Origin of the sequence: Microbacterium cremeum (assembly GCF_015277855.1) — a bacterium.
Classification (GTDB): domain Bacteria; phylum Actinomycetota; class Actinomycetes; order Actinomycetales; family Microbacteriaceae; genus Microbacterium; species Microbacterium cremeum.
In genome coordinates this window covers 1,632,660-1,646,474 of the sequence record NZ_CP063812.1, presented here as the reverse complement: position 1 = coordinate 1,646,474, position 13,815 = coordinate 1,632,660, and the positions used below count along the sequence as shown (strand labels likewise).

Here is a 13,815-nt window from a genome sequence, read left to right as displayed (position 1 = left end):
TGTCCTCACTTGGTTCTTCGAGGGGCTTGCGGGGGGCGGACGCCATGGTGTGGCGCCCGACCCGACTCACGGAACAGGGAGCGTCCGCGGCCGCCACGCCTCGCGGCGCGCCTCGAACTGCGAGATCTTGTCTGCTTCGCGCAGCGTCAGCCCGATGTCGTCGAGCCCTTCGAGAAGCCGCCACCTAGTGTAATCGTCGATGTCGAAAGCGACCTGGAGCGCGCCGACGCTCGCCGTGCGGGCCTGGAGGTCGACGGTCATGGAGGCGCCGGGCTCGGCCTCGAGAGCGGCCCAGATCGCCTCGACGTCGGACTCGGAGACGACGCCGGTGACGAGTCCCTGCTTGCCGGCGTTGCCGCGGAAGATGTCGGCGAACTTGGCGCTCAGCACGACCTTGAAGCCGAAGTCGCGCAGCGCCCACACCGCGTGCTCGCGGCTCGAGCCGGTGCCGAAGTCGGGACCGGCGACGAGGATGCTCGCACCCGCGTACGCCGGCTGATTCAGGACGAACTCCGGATCCTGGCGCCAGTTGGCGAACAGGGCGTCTTCGAAGCCGGTCTTGGTGACGCGCTTCAGGTAGACGGCCGGGATGATCTGGTCGGTGTCGACGGCGGAGCGCTTCAGCGGTGCCGCGATGCCGGTGTGGGTCGTGAACTTGTCCATGTCAGGCCTCCACTCCGGCCGATTCGTGTGCCGGCAGATCGCTGGGGCTCGCGAGGCGCCCCATCACCGCCGTCGCAGCCGCGACGAGGGGCGACACGAGGTGCGTGCGTCCGCCCTTGCCCTGGCGGCCCTCGAAGTTGCGGTTGCTCGTGGAGGCGCAGCGCTCCCCCGGCGCCAGCTGGTCGGGATTCATGCCCAGGCACATCGAGCAGCCGGCGAAGCGCCACTCGGCGCCGAACTCGGTGAAGACCTTGTCGAGGCCCTCGGCCTCGGCCTCCAGGCGCACGCGCGCGGAGCCGGGAACGACCATCACCCGCACGCCGTCGGCCTTCTTGCGGCCCTCGATCACGGAGGCGAAGGCGCGCAGGTCCTCGATGCGACTGTTGGTGCACGAGCCCATGAAGACGGCGTCGACGGCGACGTCCTTGAGCGGCGTGCCGGGCGAGAGGTCCATGTACTCGAGCGCGCGCTCGGCGGCGGCGCGCTCGTTCGGGTCGGCGAAGTCCTCCGGCGACGGCACGACGTCGCTCAGCGACACGCCCTGGCCGGGGTTCGTCCCCCACGTCACGAACGGCTCGAGCTCGTTCGCGTCGAGGAACACCTCGGCGTCGTAGACGGCGCCCTCGTCGCTGGGCAGCGTCCGCCAGTAGGCGACGGCATCCTCCCAATCCCGTCCCTGAGGTGCGTGATCACGGCCCTTCACGTACTCGAACGTGATGTCGTCGGGAGCGATCATCCCGGCACGTGCACCGGCCTCGATGGACATGTTGCACATCGTCATGCGCCCCTCCATCGAGAGGGAGCGGATGGCGCTGCCGCGGAACTCGAGCACGTAGCCCTGCCCCCCGTTCGCGCCGATCTTCGCGATGATGGCGAGGATGACGTCCTTCGCGGTGACGCCGGGCTTGAGCTCGCCCTCGACGGTGATCGCCATCGTCTTGAACGGCTTCAGCGGCAGCGTCTGCGTGGCCAGGACGTGCTCGACCTCGCTGGTGCCGATGCCGAACGCCATCGCGCCGAAGGCGCCGTGGGTCGACGTGTGGGAGTCGCCGCACACGACCGTGATGCCGGGCATCGTGAGGCCGAGCTGCGGCCCCACGACATGGACGATTCCCTGCTCCTTGTCACCGAGCGAGTGCAGGCGAACGCCGAACTCCTCGGCGTTGCGGCGCAGCGTCTCGATCTGCGTGCGGCTGGTGAGGTCGGCGATCGGCTTGTCGATGTCGAGCGTCGGGGTGTTGTGGTCCTCGGTGGCGATGGTGAGGTCGAGCCGGCGGACCGGGCGGCCCTCCGCCCGCAGCCCGTCGAAGGCCTGCGGGCTGGTCACCTCGTGCACCAGATGCAGGTCGATGTAGATGAGATCGGGCTGGCCGTCCTCGCCCTTGACCACGAGGTGGTCGTCCCACACCTTCTCGGCGAGAGTGCGCGGACGGTCGGGGATTCCGGCGATCGGGGATGCGTCGGTCGTGCTCATGTGCTCTGTCGTTCTCCTCGGAATGGGGGCTTCGCCCACCGGTGATTCGGGCCCGCGACGAAACTCCGCGACGAGGGAGGCCTGGAACTAGGACTCGTCGCGGCCGCTAAGGAGGAGGCGAGCGATCCGCACGAGGTTAGGTTACCACCGGCGCGCTGAACGCCGGCCCGGGCGCGGTCATGCGACGACGCGGGCAGCGGAGGCGGGTCCGTGCCCGCCCCCGCTGCCGTGCCGACGGCGCGGCCCGGTCAGTCCTGTCGTTCGGCGGCGGCGGCGGATGCGGCATCCGTCGCCTCGCGGCGCTTGTCGCGCGACGACGCGAGAAGGCTCGCGACCGTGGCAACGGTCATCGCGACGATGATCACGCCGAGCGACATCCAGGTCGAGATCTCGGGCGCCCACTCAATGTGCTCGCCGCCGTTGATGAACCACAGTTCGTTCACGTGCATCGCATGGAAGACGAGCTTCACGCCGATGAACGCCAGGATGAACGCGATGCCGTAGTGGAGGTAGCGCAGGCGGTCCAGCAGGTCGCCCAGCAGGAAGTACAGCTGCCGCAGGCCCATGAGGGCGAAGAGGTTCGCGGTGAAGACGATGAACGGGCTCTGCGTGATGCCGAAGATCGCCGGGATCGAGTCGATCGCGAACAGCAGATCCGTCACGCCGATCGCCGCGAACACGATGACCATCGGCGTCCACATCTTCTTGCCGTCGACGACCGTGCGGATCTTGGAGCCGTCGTAGCTGTCGCTGATGTCGATGGTGCGGCGCAGCACGCGCACGACGAACGCCTCCTGCTTGACCTCGTCGTCGTGGTCGCCGCCGGGGAACGCCTGGCGGATCGCGGTCCACACCAGGAAGGCGCCGAAGATGTAGAACACCCAGCTGAACTGCTCGATGATCGCGGCGCCGGCCAGGATGAACAGGCCGCGCAGCACGAGCGCGATGATGATCCCCACCATCAGCACCTCCTGCTGGTAGCGGCGCGGCACGGCGAACTGCGTCATGATCAGCACGAACACGAACAGGTTGTCGATCGACAGGCTGTACTCGGTGAGCCAGCCCGCGACGAACTGCCCGGCGTACTCGCCGCCGGCGAAGATCCACATGAGTCCCGCGAAGATCAGCGCGAGCGTCACGTAGAACACCACCCACAGCGTCGACTCCCGGGTCGAGGGGATGTGGGGGCGCTTCAGGATGAGGAGGAGATCGCCCAGGAGGATGAGCGAGAGGATCACGAGGGATCCGATTTCGAACCACAGGGGAAGCGTGAGGTCCATTCAGGGCCTTTCGGAGGAACGAGGGTCGGTCGATGCCGAAAGTCTCTCCCCGCGGCCGGACGGGTCCGGTCGTTCCGCGTCGCACACCCGGGGTCACTCTGTCGGGACCCGTGATGACGGATGCGCGCAGTGGGGATACTCCCTCTCGCTCGCCTCAGAATACAGGGACGGATGCCGAAACCGCCCATGTTGAGACGATGAGGGCGCTGCAGACACCCCCAGAGTGAGAGACAATTCGAAGCGAGCGGAGGATGGGCATGGCATACGACCACCCGCGCGGCGAGTCATCAGGCGACGCTGCGCTCGTGGCCCTCGCGGCCGGCGGGAGCGAACACGCGTTCCGCACGCTGTACCGCGCGTACGTCCGGCCCGTCTACTGGCTCGCGCACGGTCTGGTCGGCAACCCGGCCGACGCCGAGGAGGTGACGCAGGAGACCTTCCTGGTCGCCTGGCGCAAGCTGCCCGGCCTCGACCTCGCGGGCGACTCGCTGCTGCCCTGGCTCGCCACGGTGTGCCGCTTCCAGGCGGCGAACCGCATCCGCAAGCAGAAGCGCGATCGCGAGCACACCGCCGGCGCGGCGGACGAGAACCTGGTCGCGACCGTCGACGTCGAGCAGCAGGTGGTCGACGGCGCACTCGCCGAGGCCATCCTGCGCGAGGTCGAAGGACTGGGCGAGCTGGACCGTGCCATCTTCCGGCTGTGCGCCGTCGATGGCTACGCGTATCAGGCGGCCGCCGACGAGCTCGGCGTCACCCAGGGCGTCGTCCGCAATCGTCTCTCCCGCATCCGCACGCGACTGCGGACCGTCGTGAAGGAGAGCACATGAGCATGCAGCACCTGGAGCCGGCGACGCCGGTGACCCTTCCGGAGCTCTCGCGCGATCGCGTCGACGAGATCGAAGAGGCGCTGTTCTCCGAGATCGCCCGCGACCGCTCGCGGCAGGCGGCGCGCCGTACCCGCCGCGGCCGACTCTGGATCGCGGGCGGCGCCGCCGCCGCGATCGTGGCCGTCGCCGCGGTCATCGCGCCGAGCGTCGGCTCGCTCGTCTCGGGGACGGGCGGCACGAGCGACGGCTCGGCGATCGCGCCCGTCGCGCCGGCCGATGACGCCTGGGGCGGCATGGACTCGGGTGTGGCGCTGGATTCGCGCGAGGCGATGCCGGGTCTGGCCGAGCAGGAAGCGGCCGACCAGAGTATGGGCGCGGGCTCCGCGGCCGACCGCGACATCATCACGACCGCCTCGGCGACCGTGTCGGTGGACGATGTCGAGGCCGCGGCCCGCACGGTCGGCGAGTCGGCGGTCGCCCACGGCGGCTACGTCGAGTCGATGAGCATCGGCACCGACGGCAGGGTGTACCCGGTCGACCCCATGGACGGCGGGGTGGTGGACTCCACGATGCCCGTGCCGTACACGCCGGACGGCGCGTGGGTGACCGTGCGGGTGCCCGCCGACGAGCTCCCGGCGCTCGTGGACGAGCTCGCCGACACCGGCGAGGTCACCGCGACCTCGATCAACCGCTACGACGTCACCGAGCAGACGGTCGACCTCGAAGCGCGCATCGACGCCGCGCAGGCCTCGGTCGATCGGCTCACCGAGCTGATGGCGCAGGCGGAGAGCGTCGCGGACCTCATCGCAGCGGAGTCGGCCCTGTCGGAGCGGCAGGCGCTCCTGGAGTCGTACCAGCAGCAGCTCGAGATGCTCGAGACCCAGGTGGCGATGTCGACGCTGACGGTCACGATCGTCCCCGCCATCAAGACCGTGGACGCGGACCCCGCGGGCTTCGCGGACGGAGTCGTGGCCGGCTGGAACGGTCTGGTGGCGACCCTCAACGGAATCGTCATCGCACTCGGCTTCCTGCTGCCGTGGCTCGTGGTCGTCGGTGTCGCCGCACTCATCGTGTGGGGCATCGTGCGAGTGCTGCGCCGTCGCCGCGTACGGCGGGAGGATGCCGCGATGGGCGCCGGGGCGAGGCACGCGCAGGCGGAGACTACGGGAGACGCTCCGGCGGCACCCGAAGAAGACACGGGGACGACCGACGAGAAGCGGTGACGAGGCGCGACGCCGCGTCGCCGATACTGTGGAGCGGTGACGCGCACGAGATTCCCGCAGTCGGTCTACCGGATCGGCGACGAGCCCGACGCGCGGTTCAGCCTCGCCAACGAGCGCACGTTCCTCGCGTGGAACCGCACCGCGCTGGCGCTCATCGCCGGCGGCGTCGCGCTCGAGGCGCTCGGCCTCGACCTCCAGCCGGGCCTGCGGCTCGCGGCATCCCTCGTCCTCATCGCGGCGGGTCTGGTCGTGCCGGTGCTCGCGTGGCTCGAATGGGGCCGCACCGAGCGCGCCCTGCGCTCGGCCTCGCCGCTGCCGGGCTCCACCGCGAGCATCGCGCTGGCCGCCACCATCGTGCTGGTCGGGACGCTCGTGCTGCTCGGCGTCGTGCTGCGATGAGCGAACGCCTCCTGTTCGATCCGGGGCTGCAGCCCGAGCGCACCGAGCTCGCCTGGCGCCGGACGGCCCTCGCGATCGGCGTCGGATCGCTCATCGCGCTGCGCGTGCTCCCCGCGATCGCCCCCACGCCCGACGCACGGCAGGCCTGGCTGGTGCCGGGCATCCTCGGCGTCGGCTTCGCCGTGATGCTGTGGGTGCGGGCACGGGCCCGCCACGCGCGCCTCAACCGCGCGCTCCTCGACGACCGCGCGGACCGCCTGCCCGGCGCCGACTTGCTGCTGCTGCTCACGGTCTTCGTCGTCGGGTGCGGCCTGCTCTCGGCCGCCCTGGTGCTGCTGCCGTTCGCGCTGTAGCCGGTGAAGACGACGAACGCCCGGTCCTGGCGGACCGGGCGTTCGACTTCGGTGACCCCAGCGGGATTCGAACCCGCGTTACCGCCGTGAGAGGGCGGCGTACTAGGCCGCTATACGATGGGGCCGTACAGCGATCACAGCGTGATGCTGCGCCTGTTGCCTGACTGGTGACCCCAGCGGGATTCGAACCCGCGTTACCGCCGTGAGAGGGCGGCGTACTAGGCCGCTATACGATGGGGCCGTTCAGGCAACCGTTCGATTATGCCATGCGGCAGAGGGTCGCTCCAAATCCGCGCCACGCCCGGGCGCACCTCGTGCGCGGCCTTGCCGCCGCGCGCGGCGGACGCTTGACTCGACACATGCGAGTCACCAAGTTCGAGCACGCCACGCTGACCGTCGTCGACTCCGGGAAGACGCTCGTGATCGATCCTGGATCGTTCACCGCACCGCTCGGCGACCTCGACGACGTGGTGGCGATCGTGCTGACCCATGAGCACCCCGATCACTGGACGCCCGATCACCTGGATCGCCTCCTCGGCGCGTTCCCCGGCACGCCGATCCTCGGCCCCGAGGGAGTTGCGAGGGCTGCGGCAGGCTACGACATCACCGTGGTCCGCCCCGGTGACACCGTCGACGTCGACCCGTTCCACCTGGAGTTCTTCGGCGGGCGTCACGCGGTGATCCACGAGTCGATCCCCGTCATCGACAACGTCGGCGTGCTCGTCAACGACGAGCTGTACTACCCCGGCGACTCGTACGCCGTGCCCGCGGGCCGCAAGATATCGCTGCTGGCGGCGCCGGTGGGGGCGCCGTGGCTCAAGATCGGCGAGGCGATGGACTTCGTGCTCGCCGTCGCGCCACGCCAGGCGTTCGGCACGCACGACATGACGCTGTCGGTGGTCGGACGCGATATGGGCCGCGCGCGCCTGCGGTGGGCCACCGAGCAGGGCGGCGGCGAGTTCCTCGCCCTCGACCCGGGCGACGCCGCCGACACGTAAGGCGAGCGCCGTCGTGGAAGAGCAGACGAGGATGCCGCGACGGCTTCGATCCGCAGCATCCTCGTCTCGTCTCTTCTCGTCCTATTCGGCGTCGAGATCCGTCTCGAGCAGCGCGACCAGCTCGTCGAGCGCCTGATCGGCGCCGTCGCCCTCGGCCTTGAGGGTCACCACGGTGCCGTGCGAGGCGCCCAATCCCATGAGCGACAGGATGCTGCCGGCGTTGAGGTCGGGACCGCCGTCCACCGCGATGGTGACGGGCACGGGCTTCGACTGGACCGCCTGAACGAACAGCTTCGCGGGACGCGCGTGCAGCCCGGAGCTGCTGGCGATGGTGGCCTGACGTTGTGCCATCTTCTTCTCTCTCCTTCTCGGGGTCGCAGACTCTGCGGAGGTCGTTCTCACGCCGCCACGGCGACGGCGGCCTCCGCCTGCTCGAGCTCTTTGCGGCCGACCCACTTCTTCAGGGCGACGACGGCGAGCGCCGAGACGACCGTACCGGCCGCGAGCGCCACGAGGAAGCCCCAGATCGGATCGATCGCGAAGAGCACGAAGATGCCGCCGTGCGGAGCGAGTGATTCCACGCCGAACACCATGATGAGCGCACCGGTGACCGCGCCGCCCGCCATCGAGGCGGGGATGACGCGCAGCGGGTCGGCGGCGGCGAACGGGATCGCCCCCTCGCTGATGAACGACGCGCCCAGCAGCCACGCCGCCTTGCCGTTCTCGCGTTCGACCGGCGGGAAGAGGTTGCGCGCCATCACGGTCGAGGCGAGCGCCATCGCCAGCGGCGGGACCATGCCCGACGCCATGACCGCCGCCATGATGAGGTATGGCGTGGGGTTCTCGGCGGAACCGGCGGCGAGGCCCGCGACGGCGAACGCATACGCGACCTTGTTGACCGGTCCGCCCAGGTCGAAGCACATCATGAGGCCGAGGATGATGCCCACCACGACGATGGCACCGGTCCCGGCGAGTTCGGTGAGCCAGGCGTTCAGGCCTTCCATGAGGGTCGCGATGGGGCGCCCGAGGAAGAGGATCATGAGCCCGGATGCCACGATCGAGGCGAGCAGCGGGATGATGGCGACCGGCATGAGGCCGCGCAGCCATCGCGGCACCTGGAACCGGCCGATCCACCAGGCGACCGTGCCCGCGAGCAGACCGCCGACGATGCCGCCGATGAACCCGGCGTTCATGAACACCGCGACGGCGCCCGCGACGAATCCGGGCGCGATCCCGGGGCGGTCGGCGATCGCGAACGCGATATAGCCGGCGAGTGCCGACACCAGGAATCCCATCGAAGTCGCGCCGATGATGAACGCGACCGAGCCGAGGTACTGCCCGAGGCCGCCCTCGGGGAGATTCCACAGCGCGTTCTCGATGACGACCGTGCCGGCGTTCTCGTTGACGTCGTACCCGCCGAGCAGGAAGCCGAGCGCGATGAGCAGCCCGCCGCCCGCGACGAACGGGATCATGTAGCTCACGCCGGTGAGGAGGATCCGCTGGATCCGCGCGCCCCACGACAGCTTCTCGGTGGAGGTCGCGGCGACAGCGGCGGCGTCGCCGCCGACGCGCGTGGCCGACGGGTCGTTGGCTGCGGCGACGGCCTCGGCCACCAGCTGGTCGGACTGCTCGATGCCCCGCTTGACGCCGGAGCGGATCACCGGCTTGCCCGCGAAACGCTGCGGCTCGCGGACGTCCACGTCGGTGGCGAAGATCACCGCGTCGGCGGCCTGGATGACATCGCTCGGGAGCGCCTGGTAGCCGCTCGAGCCCTGCGGCTCGACGACGACGTCGACACCCGCCTTCCTGCCGGCCGCCGTGAGCGCGTCGGCGGCCATGAATGTGTGCGCGATGCCGGTCGCGCACGCGGTGACCGCGACGATGCGAGCCGGGCGTCCGCCGACCGTGAGCCCGCCCTCCGCTGCCATGACCGGCGGCGCGGCCGGGGTCGCGGCCGGGGTCGCGGCGGGGGCGGCGGGCGCGGCATCCCCCTCGCCGATCGCGGTGCGCACGATCGACACCACGTCCTCGTCGGTGGCGGCAGCGCGCAGGGCGGCGGTGAAGTCCTCCTGCATGAGGCTGCGCGCAAGCTTGGACAGCACGGCGAGGTGCGCCTCGGCGGCGTCGGCGGGCGCCGCGATCAGGAAGACGAGGTCGGCCGCGCCGTCGGGAGCGCCGAAGTCGACGCCCGGTGCGAGGCGCGCGAATGCGAGGGACGGCGTCGTGACGGCCTCGCTCTTGGCGTGCGGGATCGCGATGCCGCCGGGCAGGCCGGTCTCGTCCTTCTCTTCGCGCGCCCACGCGTCGGCGTAGAGCGCCTCGGCATCGGTCGCTCGCCCCTGAGCGACGACGCGTTCGGCGAGAGCGCGGATGACGGCGGACTTGTCGTCGCCCAGACGGGCGTCGAGGCTGACCAGGCCGGGTGTGATGGTGTCGGACACGGTGACCTCCTGCGGTCGTGTGGGGTGGCGGTTCAGGCGAGGCGGACGACGGGCACGTCGCCCGCGGGTAGATCGGCGGGCGCCGGCGGCTGGGTTCCGGGAAGGGATGCCGCCGCCGCTCCGTAGCGGACGGCATGGCGCAGGCGCTCCTCGGGCCCGGCGCCCGAAGTGTGCGCCAAGAGGTATCCGGCGAGCGAGCTGTCACCGGCGCCCACGGTGCTCGCCGCGCGGATCGGCGGTGGAGTCGCCGCCCAGGCTCCGTCGGGTTCGACCAGCACGGCGCCGGCGGCGCCGAGCGTGACCAGCGCGGCGCCGACCTTGACGGGCACGAGGGAGCGAGCGACCCCGAGCACCGCCGAGACGGCGTCGGCACCGTCCAGCGGCAGGCCCGCCAGCTCGGCGAGCTCATCGTCGTTGGGCTTGATGAGGTCGGGCCGGGCGTGCGCGACGGCGGCCGCGAGCGGCCCGCCCGATGCGTCGACGGCGATCATCGGCTGCGCGTGGTGCGCACGGCGCACCGCATGGATCACCCGGACGTAGAAGTCGTCGTCGACGCCGGGCGGCAGCGAGCCGGCGAGCACGAGCCATCGCGCGCCCGCGGATGCCGCGACCACGGCGTCGACGAGCGCGGACGCCTCGTCGGGCGACAGGCTCGCGCCGGGCAGGTTGAGCTTGGTGGTCACGCCGGCGGGATCGGTGATCGCGAGATTCGCACGCACGTGACCCCGCACGGGGACGCGCACGGTGCGCACTCCGCCGTCGCGCAGGGCGGACTCGAAGGGGTCGTCGAGGGCGAGCGGCAGCACCGCCGCGCACTCCGCTCCCCCGACCGAGACGACGCGGGCGACGTTGATGCCCTTGCCACCGGCGTCCTCTCGCGCCGAGCTCGCCGCCTGCACCTCGCCCGGTCGGAGGGCGGCGGGCAGGGTCATCGTGCGGTCGAGCGACGGGTTGGCGGTGAGCGTGACGATCATGCGTGCCACACCTCCACGCCGGCCTCGTCCAGCGCGGCGGAAAGCTCGGCGCCGGGCGCGGCATCCGTCACCAGCACGTCGATGTCGGAAAGCGCGGCGAAGCCGACGAGGAGCTCGGCGTCGAGCTTCTCGGCGTCGGCGACCACGACGACCCGTCGCGCCGCCTGGACGATGGCCCGCTTGACCGCGGCCTCGTCGGGATCGGGGGTGCTGAGCCCGAAGACCGCCGAGACCCCGTTCGTGCCGACGAAGGCGACATCGGGCCGGAGACCCTGGATCGTGCGAACCGTGTCGGCGCCGACGGCCGCGGCGGTCAGACCGCGCACGCGGCCGCCGATGAACGAGAGCGACGCTCCCGGCACGCCCGCGAGCGCGTGCCCGAGCGTGAGCGAGTGCGTCACCACCTCGACATGCGACTGCGCGAGTGACGGGGCGAGCGCGGCCGCGACCGCCCCGGTCGTGGTGCCGGCATCGAGGAACACCGAGCCGCGGAAGCCGTCGCCGAGGGCGTCGAGGGCGCGACGGCCGATCGCTTCCTTGGCGGCGCCGTGATGCTGCAGCCGCTCGGCGATCGACGGCTCTCGCGTGCTCGCCCGGTCGGTCGGGACGGCGCCCCCGTGCACTCGGCGAAGAACCCCGATCGATTCGAGGTGGTCGAGATCGCGGCGGATCGTCTCGGTGGTGACGTCGAAGCGCTCGGCGAGCGAGACGACGCTCACGCGTCCGTCTGCGATCAGCAGGCGTTCGATCTGCTCGTGGCGCTCCGTTGCGTACACCGGTTCTCACCCTTCGTCGGATTCCCACACAATACAACACATATCAACACATACACAAGCAAAACCACGTGATCCCGCCTGGGTAGGGTCGAACGGTGCCCGACAAGCCCGCCGCCGAGATCGCCATCGATGCCGCCCTCGTCCGCTCGCTCGTGGCGTCGCAGGCGTCCCACGCCATCCCCGCCGCCGAGACCCTGCCGCTCGAGAAGGTGGCCGAAGGCTGGGACAGCGAGGTGTGGCGACTCGGCGACCACGCCGCCGTGCGTCTCCCCCGCCGCGCGCTCGCCGCGCCGCTGGTGCTTCACGAGCAGCGCGCGCTCCCCGGCATCGCGCAGCGGCTGTCGGCGACCGGGGTGCGCGTGCCGGATCCGATCGTCGCGGGGCGCCCCACTGCGGGCTACCCCTGGGCGTGGTCGGTCGTGCCGTGGATCGACGGCACGCGCGGACTCGACGTGCCACGGCGTTCGCGCGCAGGCTGGGCGGCGACCCTCGCCGGTGCGCTGCAGGCCCTCCACGTCGAGGCCCCGGCCGATCATCCCGTCAATCCGGTTCGCGGGCGGCCGCTCGAAACCCGCGACGCGGTGTTCCACGAGCGCCTCGAGGGCCTGCGCCGCGCCGCGACGCTGGACGAGCACGCGGCGGACGACCTGCGACGGATCTGGCAGGCGGGCGTCACGGCTCCGGCCTGGAGTCGTCGCCCGGTGTGGATCCACGGCGACCTCCACCCCGGCAACCTCGTCGCCCAGAGCGGCCGGCTGCGCGGAATCATCGACTTCGGCGACGTGACCGCGGGCGATCCCGCCTACGACCTCGCGGTGGTCTGGCTCGCCTTCGACGGTCGCGGCAGGGAGGCGTTCCGCGCGTCGACAAGCCAGGCGTACGACGCCGACACGTGGCAGCGCGCCCACGCCTGGGCCGCCGCCGTCGTGGTGATGCTGCTCACCCACAGCGACGACGCGCCGGACTATGCGGCCCTCGCCCGCGACGCGATCCCCGAGATCCTCGGCACCGCCCGCTGACGAGGGCAGGCGATCCGGCAGCGGCCGCTCGGGCATCGCCCGCGCCGGTACCGTGAGATCCGTGAACATCGATCAGACGGACTGGGAGCGCACGGCCGACGTGCTGCGGGGTTGGGCGCTCGACGAAGACCTCAAGAAGCGAATGCTCGCCGACCCGCGGATCGCGGCAGTGGCCCGGCGCCTCTCGCAGCGGTACATTGCCGGCGAGAGTCCGGACGACGCGCTCGCGGCGGTGCGCAGCGCCGCCGCCCGAGGACACCTCGGCAGCATCGAGTACGTCGGCGAGAGCATCCGCTCGGCCGATGTCGCCGCGGCCGAGACGGCCGTGTTCGTCGGCCTCGCCCACGCGATCGCCGCAGCGGGCCTTCCCGCGACAGTGTCGTTCGACCTGTCGCACGTCGGCTCGATCATCGACCCCGAGCTGGGCTTCGCGAACGCGGCCGAGCTCGCCCGCGCCACGGCACCGCTGGACAGGGCGCTGATGATCTCGGCGGAGGGATCGGATCGCACCGATCTCGTGCTCGACCTCTACGAGCGCCTGGCCGTCGAGCACCCGCACGTCGGCATCACGCTTCAGGCCCGGCTGCGCCGGACTCCCGCCGACCTGGAGCGCGTGCTCGCCCTTCCCGGCCGCATCCGGCTCGTGAAGGGCGCCTTCCTCGAGACTGACGATGTCGCCTACCGCCGCGACAGCGAAGAGATGTACGACGCGTACCTGTCGCTCGCCGGCCGCCTGGTCTCGTCACGCCACGCGGTGTCGCTTGCGACGCACGACGCGTCGCTCGTACAACGACTGGTCGCTCACCACGGTGACGCACTTCGCGCCGACCACGTGGAGTTCGAGATGCTGATGGGCCTCGGCACGCGCTTGCTCGACCGGCTGAGCGCCGAAGGCTACCGAACGCGCGAGTACGTGCTGTTCGGCCGCGAATGGTGGCTGTACGTCCTCAACCGTATCGCCGAGGACCCGCACCGGCTCTTCGCCGCGGTCGCCGATCTCGGCCGCTGACACCGACGCTCAGCCTTCACTCGCTCGAGCGCATTCAGGAGCGGTTCGCCGCTTCCCGTGCATCCCAAGGCCAACGTCCTCACCCGAGAGCTCGAACCTGTCAGGTGCCTCTTCGATGGCGGGCAGGCGAGCTGACCGCTTGCCACCCGACCGCGGCTCAGCCGAGCCGGAGGGATTCCGGGGAGGTCGCCTGATCCGCCCATGAACGCAAGAGCCCCGGTGGTCCGCTTTGCTGCGGATTTCCGGGGCTTTTCGTCTTGCTGGGGTACCTGGACTCGAACCAAGAACAACTGAACCAGAATCAGCCGTGTTGCCAATTACACCATACCCCAAGGCTGTCAGCCGAAGCCGTGCCGAGGATCAAGTCTACGCGACCGCG

At 70.9% G+C, this 13,815-nt stretch carries 14 protein-coding genes and 3 tRNA genes; 7 read left to right on the top strand and 10 right to left on the bottom strand.

Going from position 1 to position 13,815, the window contains the following annotated elements; genetic code table 11:
• Positions 1-66: 66 nt before the first annotated feature.
• The 3 genes from leuD to IM778_RS07350 form a co-directional block, all read right to left on the bottom strand.
• Positions 67-663 (bottom strand): 3-isopropylmalate dehydratase small subunit, encoded by a 597-nt coding sequence (gene leuD / locus IM778_RS07360; RefSeq protein ID WP_194411368.1) that lies wholly within the window; start codon positions 661-663, stop codon positions 67-69.
• Between the two features lies 1 nt (position 664).
• Positions 665-2,137 (bottom strand): 3-isopropylmalate dehydratase large subunit, encoded by a 1,473-nt coding sequence (gene leuC / locus IM778_RS07355; protein ID WP_194411367.1) that lies wholly within the window; start codon positions 2,135-2,137, stop codon positions 665-667.
• A gap of 248 nt (positions 2,138-2,385) precedes the next feature.
• A complete protein-coding gene (locus IM778_RS07350) occupies positions 2,386-3,417 on the bottom strand; it encodes a TerC family protein (protein ID WP_194411366.1) in 1,032 nt (343 codons plus the stop codon).
• 257 nt (positions 3,418-3,674) lie between these two features.
• On the opposite strand from IM778_RS07350, the gene IM778_RS07345 reads away from it, so the two are divergent.
• The 4 genes from IM778_RS07345 to IM778_RS07330 are packed head-to-tail and all read left to right on the top strand — an operon-like array spanning position 3,675 to position 6,219.
• Positions 3,675-4,244 (top strand): RNA polymerase sigma factor, encoded by a 570-nt coding sequence (locus tag IM778_RS07345; RefSeq protein WP_194411365.1) that lies wholly within the window; start codon positions 3,675-3,677, stop codon positions 4,242-4,244.
• Complete coding sequence (locus tag IM778_RS07340) at positions 4,241-5,467, top strand: DUF4349 domain-containing protein (protein ID WP_228484801.1); 1,227 nt, start codon at positions 4,241-4,243, stop codon at positions 5,465-5,467. Before IM778_RS07345 ends, IM778_RS07340 begins: the two co-directional genes overlap by 4 nt.
• A gap of 36 nt (positions 5,468-5,503) precedes the next feature.
• Entirely contained in the window at positions 5,504-5,866 is a 363-nt protein-coding gene (locus tag IM778_RS07335; protein ID WP_194411364.1) for a YidH family protein, read from the top strand.
• Positions 5,863-6,219, top strand: coding sequence for a DUF202 domain-containing protein (locus IM778_RS07330; protein ID WP_194411363.1), 357 nt, complete (start codon positions 5,863-5,865; stop codon positions 6,217-6,219). The genes IM778_RS07335 and IM778_RS07330 overlap by 4 nt, the downstream gene beginning before the upstream one ends.
• 52 nt (positions 6,220-6,271) lie before the next feature.
• On the opposite strand, the gene IM778_RS07325 is transcribed toward IM778_RS07330, so the two are convergent.
• Positions 6,272-6,344, bottom strand: a tRNA-Glu gene (locus tag IM778_RS07325).
• Positions 6,345-6,384: 40 nt separating this feature from the next.
• Positions 6,385-6,460 (bottom strand) — tRNA-Glu (locus IM778_RS07320).
• A gap of 118 nt (positions 6,461-6,578) precedes the next feature.
• Between IM778_RS07320 and IM778_RS07315 the strand changes: the two genes are divergently transcribed.
• On the top strand, positions 6,579-7,217 hold the full coding sequence (locus tag IM778_RS07315) for an MBL fold metallo-hydrolase (RefSeq protein WP_194411362.1): 639 nt from the start codon (positions 6,579-6,581) through the stop codon (positions 7,215-7,217).
• Positions 7,218-7,298: 81 nt separating this feature from the next.
• Here the strand turns inward: IM778_RS07315 and IM778_RS07310 are convergent, their stop codons facing one another.
• From IM778_RS07310 to IM778_RS07295, 4 genes are read right to left on the bottom strand one after another with little or no spacing between them, the layout of a single operon-like run.
• The gene (locus IM778_RS07310; protein ID WP_194411361.1) at positions 7,299-7,568 is read right to left on the bottom strand and encodes an HPr family phosphocarrier protein; all 270 of its coding nucleotides are present in this window, start codon (positions 7,566-7,568) and stop codon (positions 7,299-7,301) included.
• 47 nt (positions 7,569-7,615) lie between these two features.
• Positions 7,616-9,658 (bottom strand): PTS fructose transporter subunit IIABC, encoded by a 2,043-nt coding sequence (locus IM778_RS07305; RefSeq protein ID WP_194411360.1) that lies wholly within the window; start codon positions 9,656-9,658, stop codon positions 7,616-7,618.
• 32 nt (positions 9,659-9,690) lie between these two features.
• Entirely contained in the window at positions 9,691-10,632 is a 942-nt protein-coding gene (locus IM778_RS07300; RefSeq protein ID WP_194411359.1) for a 1-phosphofructokinase family hexose kinase, read from the bottom strand.
• Complete coding sequence (locus IM778_RS07295) at positions 10,629-11,408, bottom strand: DeoR/GlpR family DNA-binding transcription regulator (protein ID WP_194411358.1); 780 nt, start codon at positions 11,406-11,408, stop codon at positions 10,629-10,631. Before IM778_RS07295 ends, IM778_RS07300 begins: the two co-directional genes overlap by 4 nt.
• 95 nt (positions 11,409-11,503) lie before the next feature.
• On the opposite strand from IM778_RS07295, the gene IM778_RS07290 reads away from it, so the two are divergent.
• Positions 11,504-12,427, top strand: a complete 924-nt coding sequence (locus tag IM778_RS07290) for an aminoglycoside phosphotransferase family protein (protein WP_194411357.1) — start codon at positions 11,504-11,506, stop codon at positions 12,425-12,427.
• 61 nt (positions 12,428-12,488) lie between these two features.
• On the top strand, positions 12,489-13,436 hold the full coding sequence (locus tag IM778_RS07285) for a proline dehydrogenase family protein (RefSeq protein WP_228484800.1): 948 nt from the start codon (positions 12,489-12,491) through the stop codon (positions 13,434-13,436).
• 260 nt (positions 13,437-13,696) lie between these two features.
• On the opposite strand, the gene IM778_RS07280 is transcribed toward IM778_RS07285, so the two are convergent.
• Positions 13,697-13,768: transfer RNA gene (locus IM778_RS07280), tRNA-Gln, on the bottom strand.
• Positions 13,769-13,815: the final 47 nt, after the last annotated feature.

Bases quoted from the DNA above. Each gene is read 5' to 3' on its own strand.
- leuD (WP_194411368.1), bottom strand. From the start codon at position 663: ATGGACAAGTTCACGACCCACACCGGCATCGCGGCACCGCTGAAGCGC.
- leuC (WP_194411367.1), bottom strand. From the start codon at position 2,137: ATGAGCACGACCGACGCATCCCCGATCGCCGGAATCCCCGACCGTCCG.
- IM778_RS07350 (WP_194411366.1), bottom strand. From the start codon at position 3,417: ATGGACCTCACGCTTCCCCTGTGGTTCGAAATCGGATCCCTCGTGATC.
- IM778_RS07345 (WP_194411365.1), top strand. From the start codon at position 3,675: ATGGCATACGACCACCCGCGCGGCGAGTCATCAGGCGACGCTGCGCTC.
- IM778_RS07340 (WP_228484801.1), top strand. From the start codon at position 4,241: ATGAGCATGCAGCACCTGGAGCCGGCGACGCCGGTGACCCTTCCGGAG.
- IM778_RS07330 (WP_194411363.1), top strand. From the start codon at position 5,863: ATGAGCGAACGCCTCCTGTTCGATCCGGGGCTGCAGCCCGAGCGCACC.
- IM778_RS07315 (WP_194411362.1), top strand. From the start codon at position 6,579: ATGCGAGTCACCAAGTTCGAGCACGCCACGCTGACCGTCGTCGACTCC.
- IM778_RS07310 (WP_194411361.1), bottom strand. From the start codon at position 7,568: ATGGCACAACGTCAGGCCACCATCGCCAGCAGCTCCGGGCTGCACGCG.
- IM778_RS07300 (WP_194411359.1), bottom strand. From the start codon at position 10,632: ATGATCGTCACGCTCACCGCCAACCCGTCGCTCGACCGCACGATGACC.